We start from the raw sequence: 13,903 nt of genomic DNA on the forward strand, positions 1-13,903 counted from the left end.
AAGTTGTGTACGTTGCGGAGAGGACCGGGTTTCCTCTTATTTGGGTCTTTTGGCAATTTCCTGTCTGACTTTCACGTATGTAGTGGATACTTTTTGCTCCAGTGTATGAATATTTTGTTTTGTGCCTGCCCACTTCTCTGCTGCGGAAGCCAATGTGTTCAATGAGCTGAGTACACGTGACGTTTGGCCTTGCTTTGTACTCTGTTTGAACTGTTGTAATGCGCCCGAATATCGTTCTTTTGCCAGACTCGCCTGTTTTTTAGCCGTTTGAATCTGTTTCTTCGCGGAGTCGGCCCCTGCTAGCATAGCTCGTAAACGTTTTATTTCAGCGCTCTTCCGTTTACGAGCTTCAGCAAGTTCCTTTTTCTTGATCCGAATGTCTTCTCTGGCAAGCTTCACAACGGGTCTCAACGTCTCTGCCTGCGTGCGGATTGCTGCACTCCATTCCTTATTTTTGATGGCTTTGGCTGCATCCAACTGTCTATTGACTGAACTGTAGAGAGCGAATAGGGGTTCATATCGGGCTTGGGTTTGCTTTACTTTTTCAGTTAGAGATGCGACCTTCGCATCATCGGTTTGTCTTATTTCTACACGTAATCGCTCCAATTCCGTGGTATTGGCGGTATGAAGTGTCTTTATCTTTTGTTCCCAAGCCTGCTCTTGTGTCTTCCAGCTCCCCACTTTCTCATATGCTCGTTGCAGGGTTAATTTGGTCTGTGCATCGGTTTTGTTCAAAACGGAGTCCCAGGCTTTCTGCGCTGTTACGCCAAGATCTATACCCGCAGCCTCCACTGAAGAAGCATAATAGATCGTGCCCACACTGAAAAAAATCACAAGCCCTATAAGTAGGCGTGATCCGAAAATAAGATGAGTCAACGATGGCAATTGACGACGCCGGACGTTACTTTGTTCCATCATGTGACTATGGCTACCTGCTAGTGGAGAAGGAAATAGAATGTCACTCGTCTCCATTAAAGCTATATCTTCTGTAGCTGTATCTTCAATATGCTGTCGACCCTTCGTTTCTCCCAATAAACCGTGATGTTCGATGAAGTTATATGAGCTCGATCGTTCCAATATGAAACAACACTCCATTGCCTCCTGTTCACTTACCGTTTCCTTCCATGCTTCTGTTTGCATCCGTCTCTACACCCTTTCTTCTAAAGTATTTAGCAGAATAGCCAACGAAATCAGCGAACGACAAAAAAACACCCGCAAGTCAGGCAATTGCCTGCTCTTACGGGTGCTTCCCACATAAGCCGTTCCATATGAGATCCGATTGAACGAGTCGCTCGAACCTTTCCTTTTTCTAATATATTCCATTCGTTGTATCTGGTCAAGTAGATCTGGTTTCACTGTACTAATATCAACCCTTCGATCAACGGGAGAACCCTTCCCGCTTATAGTTAACAACTGATACAGCTCAACTTATTGATTGACCAAAATAGCTTTCATTTCCTCGGTCAGATCCTCTTCTTTCAGCATCATATAGATGTTCTCGCCACGAGTTACATTCAACTTGATCTGATAGATAGTATCTTTCTCTGTTAGATAGCCCGACCGTTGACGATTGAGCAGATCGCTAATAATTTCTTTGTTTTGAGTCGCGACCTGCTTCTTGATGCTCAGACTCCCATCGATATAATCTGGCTGCGTAGTCGCCCACTGAAACGAACCCGGACTGTTGATCTCCTGCTTCGCAAACTGAGCGGAGACAATCTCATCTGCCTGGACAAGCAACTGGTCGTATAATTTGTTCTCCTTCAGCCAAGCCAATACCCGATCATAGCTAGGTTTGATCTCAAAATTCCACATCTCCCTCGGTTGAAATGGATCTTTTGAAGACGAATCCTGATTCATCTCCGCGTAAGCAAACGACCGCCACGAAGAGCGCTGTTCTTCATAGGTCTGATCCAAAATGTCCTGTCTTAAGAGTTCCTTGAACTCACGGACTTGCTCTGGATTGCTAATGTACACCTTCCGGAATGAACTCAAGTCAGAGCGAATGCCAAAACTTAGTGCATCCTCTTCCAGCTTATACGTTTCAAAGGTAACTCTTTTGTAATCCTGGGACTGTTTCAGAGCCATTAATTCCTGATGGAATTCGGCTTCTGGAATATAGTATTTACGTTTCATCACCTTGCCGTTATCCAGCTTGTAGTTAATAAATACATACTCATCGTTACGCATTCCTGGATTGATGGGATCATTCAGTAAAGGAAGATCGGAATCCACAATTTTTTGATGAAGAGCGATAACTGCCCCCATGTATTCCGGATCATTAGAATAGAGGTGACCGTCCTCCATCTTCTGATTGACACCGTTACTGTAGATGTAACGCTCTCCGCCAAGCTTAATACTTTTAACCTTGTTCAGTTCAGGTACTCGGGCAGCGTATCCATTCCAGTCGGCAATAGGTACGTACAGTATCAGACCAGCGATGATACCATATATAATCAGATTGGGTAGCAGCCTGCTGCTCCAGATCAGCCATGTTTTGCGAATAATCATCTCAGCAACGATATAACCTACAATTCCACCGAGGATATATCCGAAGATTCCCCATCCAGCTGATCCTCTTGGAGCAATAAGCGTGAAGTAAGCTCCGCCGATCAGAACCAGCGTAAACATCAAACCAAATCGGAATATAGGTTTCACTAGAGTAAACGTAACTGCTTGCGTAGCAGACTCAACCTGTCTCCTCGCGTAGAGCACATAAGTTAGAGGAATAAACAGGATTGTGAATATCGAATAGATTATAAGCTCTCCACCAACGAGAGGTGAATCACTGATTGAAGCCATTCGAAGCACAAGCGACATCTGCTCCGCGTTACGTCCCAACTCATCGTACGGATATCCGAGCAAATAATGCTGGAGATGAAGTGACATAATGAACCACACGACAACAGGTAACAAAACGAGCGCGTAAACGGTGAGTCCCTGCAATACAGATTGACCAATACACATGCCGACTGCCACAGTTAGCATGAACATAAACAGCGAGTAGATACTCATGCTCAAGCCCCACATCCAGATCGTACTGCCATCGAACAGAAACGCAGGTTGATCCAGTACCGCCCATACCCAGCCGGTAATCGCAGTTGTAATCCAGATTGGAATCAGGATCATGGCAAATCCGGTCAATAGATTAATCGTTAATAGATGTTTACGACGTAACGGCAAACTATGGAACAGATCCGAAGGTGCACCAGATTGAATGTACCGAAAAAGAAAGATTCCAGCCGCTACGGGCAGTGTGATAGCGAACAAAATCTGCACTTCACCATTGGCCTGAAACAAACTTGTAATCTGTTGTGGTACGTCCCTGTACTCGGTAGCGATATATAGCGGAAGTGAGAACAACAATGTGATGAGATATAAAATGCCTATCCATCCATGCTGTCTGAAATTTTGGATCAGGATGCCCCGGTTACAGAACAATCGGTTGAATATCATACCCTGCGTCCTCCATTTCGTAAATAAAGATTTCTTCGAGCGTCAAAGGCAGTACATCCAGCAGATACGGATCATGTATACGAAATTGATCCGTTACCTGTTGTCGGTTGCCTTTGACAATGTACAGGGATACACTTCCCCGTTTCTCTTCATGTAAAATATCAATCTGCTCATCCATGGCTTTGGCATGGTCCGGATGGCGAAAAGCAACCTGGATTTTATGCGTATCCGCCTTCAGATCATCCAGATCCTTCTCTACAATAATTCGGCCTTTGTGCATAATCGCCACATGGTCACACAGATCTTCGATCTCACGCAAGTTGTGGGACGAGATCACAATGGTCACCTGACGCTCAGCTGCTTCCTGGAATAGCAGGTTTTTAATCTGCTGGCGCATGACAGGATCAAGACCGTCAATCGGCTCATCCATCAGCAATACTTCAGGCATGCAGCTAAGCCCTAGCCATACGGCTGCCTGACGGCGCATGCCTTTGGACATGCGATGCAGCTTGCGTTTTACATCCAGTTTGAACACGGTAGCCAGTTGCTTGAATCGTTCCTCATTCCAGCGCGGATATACGGAACGATAAAATGCAGCCATCTGAGTTATTGAAGATTGCGGGAAAAAGTAGGGCGAATCGGCCATAAAGATTGTACGGCCTTTGAGATCCATATTTTCATAAATTTCAGCATCTTCGATACGAACAGTCCCGCTGTCCTGACGGTAAATACCAGCTATCATTTTGAGCAGCGATGTCTTGCCTGCCCCGTTGGAACCGAGCAAACCATAGATCGACCCCTTATGTATGTGCATCGTTACGCCATCCACTGCCTTTTCCTGTTCAAACGCTTTGACGACTTGATTCAGCTCAATCATGAGGCTCCTCCTTCTCTATACGGGCCATCGCTTCCTCAAACAAAAGCGTCATATCCGCTTTGGTCAAACCGGAATACGAAGCTTCTGCAATCAACTTCACCAGAGACTCTCTGATCTCATCTCTCATGGCTTCATTCGGATGTTCCACTGACGATGATACGAAGCTTCCTTTTCCCTGCAAAGAATAAATGTAACCTTCACGTTCAAGCTCGCGATACGCTTTCTGAATCGTATTTGGATTCACAGTCAGCTGCGTGGATAACGCACGAACGGAAGGAAGTTGCTCGTCGGGCTTTAGAATACCGTATACGATCATTTCTTTGACTTTGTCCACTAGTTGCTCGTAGATCGCCTTACGGCTGCGTACATCTAATTCGAACATCCCGCACCTCCTTTCTGTAAATGTGTGAAATAACCTATGGGTTTTAAATGACTGTATCTGAGGTGTATTAACTGTACTACTATTATTAATACAGTTAAATCAGATTGTCAACCGTTGGCTTTGACTTCTTGTTTTATTGGGAGTACGGTAATAAAGATAGGTTATATGGTTTATTTGACATATAAAATTAATTGAAGTAGGTTCATTCTGGCTTAGGACGGGGCATGAACAGGGTGGCGTTCACATGAAGTGGTGCAAAACGGCTATCTGAAGCGATGTAACCAAATGTAGCTACTCGAAGTTATACAGCTTACCCGAAACCTATGCTTTACCGCTTTTGACAGAATTACATGCAAAGGTTGTTCAGGTCTTTCCCCTTCCGTTATGATGGAGATGCAAACAGTTCAATAATTACTGTATCTTGATTACTTTCTTGTGCACGTTTAACCTGATTGATTGTTAGGTCTGTTATGCGCTATATATGTTGTGTTGCTTGATAGATCCATTGTCTGCACAGTGGTTGGCTGTTCAGGAGGTAGCTTTATTAGAGTAGCAAGACTATGTATTTGCTGTAAGTTTGGGTTTGCACCAATGAGCTACTATGAGGAGTCAAGTGTAGAGCCGCCCCATTATTCATTAGGCTTGTTGGTATGAAATTTGAAGATTGATATAGGGTTAGCGTTGATTGGGTCTGGGTCAGTGCAGTCTTCCACCTTTTCAATCGTTTGTCTGTTCGTTTGGGGTGCCAACTCGTGCTGTCCGCACTTCGCATACATATTGTAGATATGTCTTTCAAAGGGTGGACACGGACATGTGTAATCAAGCTGGAATTGATATTCTATATATAGATCATTTGTAATTTTATGTCCGAAAACATCTATATGTAGTGTTTTATTTTAAAGGATGGGTATAGTACCTTTTTAGAAAAAGTGTCCACTCTTTGAAAGACAAAATTAAGATGAATGTCCTTTTGTAGGGGACAAATATATGCCCAAATTCAATTTATATAATTCGAGCTATACATTTACACGAAAATATAGAAGTCAATAACAACCCTAAGAAGTGTAACTAGAAGCTTGCTGTAAGAAAGATACTATGGAGGCATATGTTACGCTTCTAATACCTCATAAGGAGAATCCGAGATGAATGAACATAGACAGGATGAAGATCAGAATAATAAACCAAACGCATCATTCGAAAATAGTGGACACCACGGGGATTCAACTGGGGAAATAAACACTTCAGATATAAGTCCGGTACAAGCAAATTCATCACAACGTGTGTTAATTGTAACCGCGGTTGATGCGGAAAAAGATGCGGTCCTCCGTGGTTTGGGAGATACGGCCGCGGAACGATTTGACGTCATCGCTGCGGGCGTTGGCCCAGCCTCGGCCGCAGCAGGAACAGCCGCTACATTGGCATATGCCGTAGCGGCTGCAAGCACTAGGGCGTTGGCGCAGGGTTCTACTGCGCCAAGCCCATCCGATGTGGCACAGGCATCTGCCACATCTTCATGGCCGGGGCCCCTTGCCGGGACCGGATATTCACCAGCCTACATGCTGGTGATCAGTGCTGGCATCGGCGGCGGGTTCCCCGGCCGGGCAGACGTCGGCTCCCTCGTGGTAGCCGACGCCATGGTTGCCGCCGATCTGGGCTCGCAGACGCCAGACGGCTTCCTTAGTGTGGACGAGCTCGGATTTGGCTCGTCCATTGTGGCGGCGGACGCGGAGCTTGCCGCTCGCCTGCGCCATGAGCTGCAGCGGACTGGGCTCGCTGTCAGCGGAGGTACTGCGGTCACCGTGTCCACGGCGACCGGAACAGCCGAGACGGCCGCGGAGCTATTGCGTCGCGTGCCGGATGCCGCCGCCGAAGGTATGGAAGGCTTCGGCGTGGCAACAGCTGCCCAGCAGTTCGGCGTGCCAGCACTGGAACTGCGGGCCATATCCAACGCGGTCGGTCCACGCGACCGCGACGCTTGGCGCATCAAGGATGCCCTCGATGCGCTTCAGGCTGCAAGTTCCATTTTACGGGAGGTTATTACATCATGAAAATTGCATTTTCCCCTTGTCCAAATGATACATTTATCTTTCACGCGTGGGTGCACGGTTTGATCCCGGGCGCACCTGAGCTGGATGTCCGTTATGCGGATATTGATATTACCAATGGTCTGGCGGCAAATCCGGATGGACCCGATACACCTGAAGTGATGAAAATATCTTATGCAGCACTTCCATACGTGTTATCTGACTATGCTCTGCTTCCCGCTGGAGGCGCACTTGGCAGAGGATGTGGTCCGTTGGTTCTGACCGCAAATGGCACGACCGATCCAGCATATCTGTCTGGACGACGGGTTGCTGTGCCAAGTGAACGCTCGACAGCATATCTATTATTCCGTCTGTGGGCAGCGCAAAATGTTCCGGGTGGTGTAGGCGAGATTGTTGTCATGCCATTCGACCAAATCATGCCTGCTGTGCGAGACGGCAAGATCGATGCCGGACTTGTCATCCATGAAGCACGCTTCACGTACCAGAACTACGATCTCAAACTGATGACGGATCTTGGTAACTGGTGGGAAAGCGACACAGGCCTTCCGATTCCGCTTGGAGCAATCATCGCACGTCGCAACATGGATGCTCATGCCCTCGCCGGATGGGCACGCGCCTCCGTTGAATATGCATGGGCGCACCCGGATGAGTCGAAAGCATACGTTATGGAACATGCCCAAGAAATGGACCCTGACGTAGCTGCACAGCATATCGGCCTGTACGTTAATGAGTTCAGCGCCAACCTGGGTGATGATGGTTACGGTGCAATTACCGCACTGCTTGGGCGTGCCATGAAAGAAGGACTCGTTCCCGAGTTCGATCTTGATCTGTTGCGAATCTAACATCTATATCTGTACGCTCTATATCTAAAAAACACAGCACATCTTATTTAGCCGAATAACGTGGTATGAGAATTCTAAAGAATCTCAGACACCGTATTCGGCTAAAATTCGTTCATATCGTCGACAAACTTGCATAATTTCTCCCAATAATGATCCTACGATTCGTTAGAAATTGGTATGTGCGGATTTTCGGCGAATAGCGTGTACTCGGTTCGTTAAAGTCCGTCCCACGGTGTTCTGAGGAGCAAGCTTCGTAGAAGCCTTTCCTAGGTATTCGAAATTTAAATGGTTTGTAAAAGTAGACTTAGGGTGCTACAAATTCGCAGATTTTTCTCTTACGAACACTAAACACCTTATTTAGCCGAATATCATGCGTTGAAAATTCTAACAAATCCCAGACACTCTATTTAGCTAGAAATCGGTCATATCACCGATAAACTCGCTTCATTCCACACAATAACGCTTCTACAATTCGTTAGAAATTGGAATGTGTAGATTTTCGGCGAATAGCGTGTACTCGGTTCGTTAGAGTCCGTCCCACGGTGTTCTGAGGAGCAAGCTTCGTAGAAGCCTATCCGGGGTATTCAAAATTCGTTAAAAATTGGTATGTGCGTTTTTTCAGCGAATAGCGTGTGCTCGATTCATTAGATTCCTGCATAGGGTTCATTCGTGGATACATACCACTTAGCTTGCCAGGGTGATGGTGGTGTCCTAGCGTATTGTTTTTTTAAGGGCTTGGTTACTTAGGGGTAGTAAAGGTCGTATTCAGAAGGCACACGAATCGGAGTCTATCCTTAAACTCCCCCGCACCTATTTCGCTGAATCCCTACTTTCCAGCAAAAGTTATATAAGCCTTATCGGGTTTCGGGTTTCGGGTTTGTGGTTTGTGGTTTGCGGTTTGCGGTTTGCGGTTTGCGGTTTGCGGTTTTAGAGTCTATTTTTAACTAGTCGAAATACTTGCAACAAGATACTTACTGCAAACTAGCGCCTCACTAACCATGTTGGTCTACATATGACACACAAAATAGAAAGAGCTGTCCCCTAACGTCAGACTCATGACGATGGGACAGCTCTTTTTTGACTTTATATTCAACTTCATATTTATACTCATATCTATCACTCTACTCAACTCAAGATTGAAGCAGAGAGAGCACCGTGCAACTCCACGCTCTCCACGTCATCTTGAACCCTACTGTAACCCATCCCAACCCACTGCTCTCCCTCTCACAACTGTGGTCTAGAATCCAACCATCGCCTATGAATCAGCCACAACCGCGCGAATCATGATCCGTAGCGCATCCAGCATCACGGGAATAGGTAGCGAAGGGACGGAGGGCTGCAACACAGCCATCTCTGTTGAAGCGGGAAAGTGTACAAATCCTGCACGGATCGGAAGCTGCCTTACACGAATATAATCCAGCACCCGGTACATCGTATTGTTGCAGATATATGTACCTGCTGTATTGGACACGGTAGCGGGAATACCTGCTGCGGACATGTCATTCACCATGGCACGTATGGGCAAGGTGGAAAACAATCCGTCCGGGCTGCCATCTACAATTGGCTCGTCCACGGGACGTTGTCCCTGGTTATCCGCGTAGGAGCCAGGCGGAATGTCTTTGATATTAACGGCAATCCGCTCCGGTGTGATGGACGTTCTGCCCTTGGCCAGCCCGCAGGCGATGACAACATCTGGCCGATAGGCTTCCATCTCTGCGATCAGCAGGTCTGCACATTCATCGAAGTGCACGGGCAATAGTATTGTTTTTAGCTCAGCACCCTCGATCACTTCGTTCGCAAGAGCTTCCATTAACGCTCCGGTGGGATTCACCGCATCCCCGCCAAAAGGTTCAAACCCGGATATCAGAATCTTCACCATCACACGTCAGCTCCTGTCTGTTTACTCCGATTTGTAACGCAATCCCCACTGGCCCCGAATCGTGTCCATCAGCTTCATGATTTCCAGGGATTCGTCCAGTTTAATGGTGTGGCTCTCCGTCCGACCTTCAAGGATACAACGTCCCGCTTCTTCTGCCTCAAAAGCATAACCAATACATGTTCGATCATCCGTGAACTTCTCCGGCTCGTCCTGACCATTCACATGCAGATAGGCTTCTTTGCCCGCCAGGAATAAAGGAAGACGAATCTTTCCTTCCGTACCGTATATGACCGCTTCATTGCTGAGGTTCAGACGAATGGCAGCACTCAGTGATGCAGAACGTCCCTCGGAATAGGACAACAATACGGAAAACTGCTCGTCCACACCCGTCTCACCGATATTGGCCGTACTCCATACATGCTGGGGCTGTTCGCCAAAGATCATCGAAGCAAAGGAGATCGGGTACACCCCTGCATCCAGCAAAGCTCCCCCACCCAGATCCGGATTAAGCAACCTTCCTTCCGGCTCCCAGCCGACACGGAATCCAAAGTCTGCCTGGAGCAAACGCACTTCACCGATTCGTCCTTCTGCGATCCATGCTCTGGCTTGAGCGATCGGCGGCAAAAAGCGTGTCCACATCCCTTCCATCAGGAAAAGGTTGCGCTCCCGTGCCGTCTCCACCAGTTGCTCCAACTGACGCGCATTCATCGTAAACGGCTTTTCACAGAGCACCGCCTTGCCTGCCTCCAGACAAGCCATTACATTCTCCTTATGCAGAGGATGAGGTGTTGCCACATAGATAATATCTACCTCAGGGTCTTGCAGCATCTCATCATACGAGCCGTAAGCGCGTGCAAAACCATATTCAGCTGCAAACTTCTCCGCGCTTCCCGCTGTCCGTGAACCTACTGCTGCTTTCACTGCGTTCCCGGCATGCTCCAAATCCCTTGCAAACTGGGATGCAATCCATCCCGTGCCCATAATGCCCCAACGTACTTTGTCCCGTCCCGCTATTTCTGTCATATTAAAGCCTCCCTACTGCAATTTGAGTTGAAAAGGTTCATGATTCAGATCAGGCCAACATGTTATCCCCTTTATTTTACCAAAAAGAAACGCTTACGTCAGAAAACGATTTCGAATATGTGCTTTCAATATACTTTAAGCTCATCAGGGCCTCGAACATATCTGTGTACATTTCAATTCTCCAGTAGATTTGCTAAGATTATCAGCAGACTAGGGCCAAGAGGTCTTGACCCTTAGCATGCTTGTACCTAGCGACAATCTGGTTAAACTATCGATCACATCTGATAAAGGGATCATATACCCTGTGCTATTCATAAAACATCTGACTATACTGCAAACGCGCTTTTGACAAGGCAGCCAGTAATCATAACATCATGAGAAACGCAACAATAGATGAGACGTTCAAGTAAGACGTTCAGGTCCGAGAAAATATGGTACGTTCCAGATTCAATCATTACCTAAACTGTTCAAAAGAGAGGAGGTCGCATAGCACCATGACTACCATCCCCGGTACCGCCCACAGCGGCATGAATCCACACATATTGCAGCAGCAGACGAGTCCCAATTCAGAAAAGGAATCCTCAATCCGATCAGACCTGGATGCATTCTTGAATGATACCCTGATCGAACTTCGTCAGGCAGAACATATTATAACCCCTGGGAAATGGCGCTGGTCCACAACTGAGCTAGCTCATCATACTTTCATATACATGCACAAATTCACAGGCCAACTGATCATGAATGGGATCCAATCTCACGTGGCTCGCAAATCAGCTTGTCTATGCACACCAGGAACTGCGATTGAACTGATCGGAGATGAAGACCATGATATTGAACTATATATCATTCACTTCGACCTGTATCGGGCTACGGAGAAGACAAAAGCCAGACGAATCTACGAACGTGAGCTCAGTTCACCTGTTACAGGCTGGATTCAGGGCCCATTTTACGGTATACAGCGCATTGCCGCACAGCTTACACAATTAACCCAGGAAGGTTTGGAAACAGGCTTGAAAGCACAGCTCCTCCTGACAGAACTGTTACATATACTCTGGCCTCAAGAAGACCAGACTGACGTAGGGGCTGGACAGGATGAACCCGAACAGTGGCTCAGGTCCACCCTGCAATACATGCGCGAAAACTACATGCACGAGATCAAGCTGGAAAAGCTGGCTGAACTGGCTGACATGCATCCATCTTATTACTCGCAGCTATTCAAGAGCCGCATGCAGAAGAACCCGATTGAATATATCACTCATCTGCGTATGAATCGGGCCAAGGAATTGTTGCTCACTTCCGATCTGCGTATCCGGGATGTGGCTCGTGAAGTGGGTTACCGTGACGAATTTTATTTCAGCCGACGTTTCCGAAACCATGCCGGTTATGCGCCAACTTCCTATTCGAAGCAGGTCCATCGGAATATCGTGTCGCTCTCCTATCCATACACGGACCACCTGATGACACTGGGTATCACGCCATGCGCAGCTCAGATTCAGGGCCACCTGCCTCATATGCCCAAATCGCTCACGCTGCCCTTCCACGCTTATGAACCGTGGGAACAGGGACGTCAGGCCTTCCTGGATGTGAATCCTGAATTGATTCTGACCAAGGATAATGCAGCAGCAAAAGCCATGGAGCACATTGGCGATGTCGCCCCTATCATCACGATTCCCTGGAACCAGACAGACGTCTTTGGTCATCTGCATCAGATTGCATCCATTGTGGATCGTACCCAAGCAGCGACAGATTGGCTCGATCGACATGAGCGTAAAGCGGAGCGTGCACGCAAAAAAATGAAGGAATTGGTCGGGGATATTACCGTTGCCGTTGGTACGTTAACTCCTAAAGGTCCACGGATGTACAGCCATCGCAACTTTGGACATGTCTTTTACCGTAGTCTGCAATTGGCCGCTCCTCAGCGCATTCAGACCGAACTGGCTGGCAAATCTCCCGGCATTGGATTCAACTGGCTGCCCTTCACACCAGGAGAATGGGACGGACTGGAGGCAGATGTGCTGGTACTGGCGATTAATTCTATGCATGAAAAGGCAACACTGTTGAAAGAGATGGCTTCGAATCCACTGTGGAACAGCCATCCTGCGGTAAAAAACGGACGTGTACATCTCATCGACTGGAACTCATGGGTCGTATATGCTCCATATTCCATCAACATCCAGCTCGATGAAGCGCTCTCTATGTTGACGAACAAACCTTCACTTTTGTAATCTAAAAAATGTCCATCTCCAAAATCTTAATTTATGCCATGTACGGGCCTGAATTAAGATTCTATAATGATCACTAATTGATAATGATAATCAATAACAATGAAATACGTTGTTGGTACCAAAGGAGTGACCCGTATTCAACATCCGGGACTGCCACATCGTCCGTCTAATTCAAAAAAATCTGCAGTGACCGTTGGGCTGACGTTTTTGTCTGCCATAGCCATACTGCTGCTAAGTATGTTTGTCGCAATCTCGTTAGGTGCCAAAGGGCTAACGCTGGAAACCGTATGGGCTGCCATATTTCAGTACAACCCAGCTTTGACACCACATCAGATTATTCATGAGCTGCGGCTGCCTCGTGTCCTTGCCGCGGTTATTATCGGCGCTGCCTTTGCTGTTGCAGGAGCTTTAATGCAAGGTATTACGCGTAATCCGCTGGCAGACACGGGCATTCTGGGCATCAATGCTGGAGCCACTTTTGTCGTAGCACTGAGCTTTGCCTTTTGGCCCGGACTGTCATATGGCTGGATCATGGTTTTATCATTCGTGGGGGCTGTTCTGGGCACACTGCTTATCTTCCTGCTTGGAATGGCAGCACCTGGTGGTCTGAATTCCATCAGACTGACCGTTGCCGGAGCCGTAATTGCAGCCATGTTAACCTCGCTCAGCACAGGAGTTGCCATTTATTTTGACCTGAGTCAGGATCTGGCCTTCTGGTATGCGGGTGGTTTTGGCGGAATAGAATGGCGGCATCTCAAGCTGATTCTTCCCGTGCTGCTCGCCACACTAATACTGATTATGCCACTCGCCCGGCGTGTATCGCTTATGTCACTCGGTGAAGAAGTAGCGATTAATCTCGGGATCAACTTGCGCTGGACGAGGTTTCTCGCCCTCGCAGCGGTTGTTGTGCTGGCTGGTGTGTCCGTGTCGGCAGTAGGCTCGATTGGATTTGTCGGACTTGTCATCCCCCATATCTCACGCAAACTGGTGGGTATGGATTATCGACTCATCATTCCGATGTCTTCTCTGCTGGGAGCGATATTACTGGTGCTCGCCGATCTGGGCTCACGCATCGTGAACCCTCCCGAGGAGCTCGCGGTAGGTATTATGGTCGCTTTTGTCGGTGTACCGTTCTTCCTCTATCTGGCCCGTAAAGAAAGGAGGGCCTTATAGC

General features: G+C 47.5%; 10 protein-coding genes. 4 read left to right on the forward strand and 6 right to left on the reverse strand.

What is annotated here, in order from left to right:
• Window positions 1-36: 36 nt before the first annotated feature.
• The 4 genes from QVE09_RS18610 to QVE09_RS18625 form a co-directional block, all read right to left on the reverse strand.
• Window positions 37-1,140: a hypothetical protein gene (locus tag QVE09_RS18610; protein WP_315937965.1), complete on the reverse strand. Its 1,104-nt coding sequence runs from the start codon at window positions 1,138-1,140 to the stop codon at window positions 37-39.
• A gap of 288 nt (window positions 1,141-1,428) precedes the next feature.
• Window positions 1,429-3,456, reverse strand: a complete 2,028-nt coding sequence (locus QVE09_RS18615) for a hypothetical protein (RefSeq protein WP_315937966.1) — start codon at window positions 3,454-3,456, stop codon at window positions 1,429-1,431.
• Entirely contained in the window at window positions 3,431-4,333 is a 903-nt protein-coding gene (locus QVE09_RS18620) for an ABC transporter ATP-binding protein (RefSeq protein ID WP_315937967.1), read from the reverse strand. The genes QVE09_RS18615 and QVE09_RS18620 overlap by 26 nt, the downstream gene beginning before the upstream one ends.
• Entirely contained in the window at window positions 4,326-4,715 is a 390-nt protein-coding gene (locus QVE09_RS18625; RefSeq protein WP_036606399.1) for a GntR family transcriptional regulator, read from the reverse strand. Before QVE09_RS18625 ends, QVE09_RS18620 begins: the two co-directional genes overlap by 8 nt.
• 1,142 nt (window positions 4,716-5,857) lie before the next feature.
• Here QVE09_RS18625 and QVE09_RS18630 point away from each other — a divergent pair.
• Both QVE09_RS18630 and QVE09_RS18635 read left to right on the forward strand, forming a co-directional pair.
• A complete protein-coding gene (locus tag QVE09_RS18630; protein WP_315937968.1) occupies window positions 5,858-6,763 on the forward strand; it encodes a futalosine hydrolase in 906 nt (301 codons plus the stop codon).
• Window positions 6,760-7,602, forward strand: coding sequence for a 1,4-dihydroxy-6-naphtoate synthase (locus QVE09_RS18635; protein WP_076214407.1), 843 nt, complete (start codon window positions 6,760-6,762; stop codon window positions 7,600-7,602). Before QVE09_RS18630 ends, QVE09_RS18635 begins: the two co-directional genes overlap by 4 nt.
• A gap of 1,255 nt (window positions 7,603-8,857) precedes the next feature.
• Here QVE09_RS18635 and QVE09_RS18640 read toward each other — a convergent pair.
• Window positions 8,858-9,481 (reverse strand): pyroglutamyl-peptidase I, encoded by a 624-nt coding sequence (locus QVE09_RS18640; RefSeq protein ID WP_315937969.1) that lies wholly within the window; start codon window positions 9,479-9,481, stop codon window positions 8,858-8,860.
• A gap of 21 nt (window positions 9,482-9,502) precedes the next feature.
• Complete coding sequence (locus tag QVE09_RS18645) at window positions 9,503-10,504, reverse strand: Gfo/Idh/MocA family protein (RefSeq protein ID WP_315937970.1); 1,002 nt, start codon at window positions 10,502-10,504, stop codon at window positions 9,503-9,505.
• A 494-nt stretch (window positions 10,505-10,998) separates the two neighbouring features.
• Here QVE09_RS18645 and QVE09_RS18650 point away from each other — a divergent pair, with 494 nt between their 5' ends.
• Window positions 10,999-12,729, forward strand: a complete 1,731-nt coding sequence (locus QVE09_RS18650; protein WP_315937971.1) for a helix-turn-helix domain-containing protein — start codon at window positions 10,999-11,001, stop codon at window positions 12,727-12,729.
• A gap of 99 nt (window positions 12,730-12,828) precedes the next feature.
• Window positions 12,829-13,902, forward strand: coding sequence for a FecCD family ABC transporter permease (locus QVE09_RS18655; protein ID WP_315937972.1), 1,074 nt, complete (start codon window positions 12,829-12,831; stop codon window positions 13,900-13,902).
• The last annotated feature ends 1 nt before the right edge of the window (window position 13,903 follow it).

The organism is Paenibacillus sp. ClWae2A (genome assembly GCF_032452295.1).
Taxonomy (GTDB): Bacteria; Bacillota; Bacilli; order Paenibacillales; family Paenibacillaceae; genus Paenibacillus.

What these genes read in the sequence shown, in the direction of transcription:
- QVE09_RS18620 (WP_315937967.1), bottom strand. Translation starts at nt 4,333, where the DNA reads ATGATTGAGCTGAATCAAGTCGTCAAAGCGTTTGAACAGGAAAAGGCA.
- QVE09_RS18640 (WP_315937969.1), bottom strand. Translation starts at nt 9,481, where the DNA reads ATGGTGAAGATTCTGATATCCGGGTTTGAACCTTTTGGCGGGGATGCG.
- QVE09_RS18615 (WP_315937966.1), bottom strand. Translation starts at nt 3,456, where the DNA reads ATGATATTCAACCGATTGTTCTGTAACCGGGGCATCCTGATCCAAAAT.
- QVE09_RS18630 (WP_315937968.1), top strand. Translation starts at nt 5,858, where the DNA reads ATGAATGAACATAGACAGGATGAAGATCAGAATAATAAACCAAACGCA.
- QVE09_RS18650 (WP_315937971.1), top strand. Translation starts at nt 10,999, where the DNA reads ATGACTACCATCCCCGGTACCGCCCACAGCGGCATGAATCCACACATA.
- QVE09_RS18625 (WP_036606399.1), bottom strand. Translation starts at nt 4,715, where the DNA reads ATGTTCGAATTAGATGTACGCAGCCGTAAGGCGATCTACGAGCAACTA.
- QVE09_RS18635 (WP_076214407.1), top strand. Translation starts at nt 6,760, where the DNA reads ATGAAAATTGCATTTTCCCCTTGTCCAAATGATACATTTATCTTTCAC.
- QVE09_RS18610 (WP_315937965.1), bottom strand. Translation starts at nt 1,140, where the DNA reads ATGCAAACAGAAGCATGGAAGGAAACGGTAAGTGAACAGGAGGCAATG.
- QVE09_RS18645 (WP_315937970.1), bottom strand. Translation starts at nt 10,504, where the DNA reads ATGACAGAAATAGCGGGACGGGACAAAGTACGTTGGGGCATTATGGGC.
- QVE09_RS18655 (WP_315937972.1), top strand. Translation starts at nt 12,829, where the DNA reads ATGAAATACGTTGTTGGTACCAAAGGAGTGACCCGTATTCAACATCCG.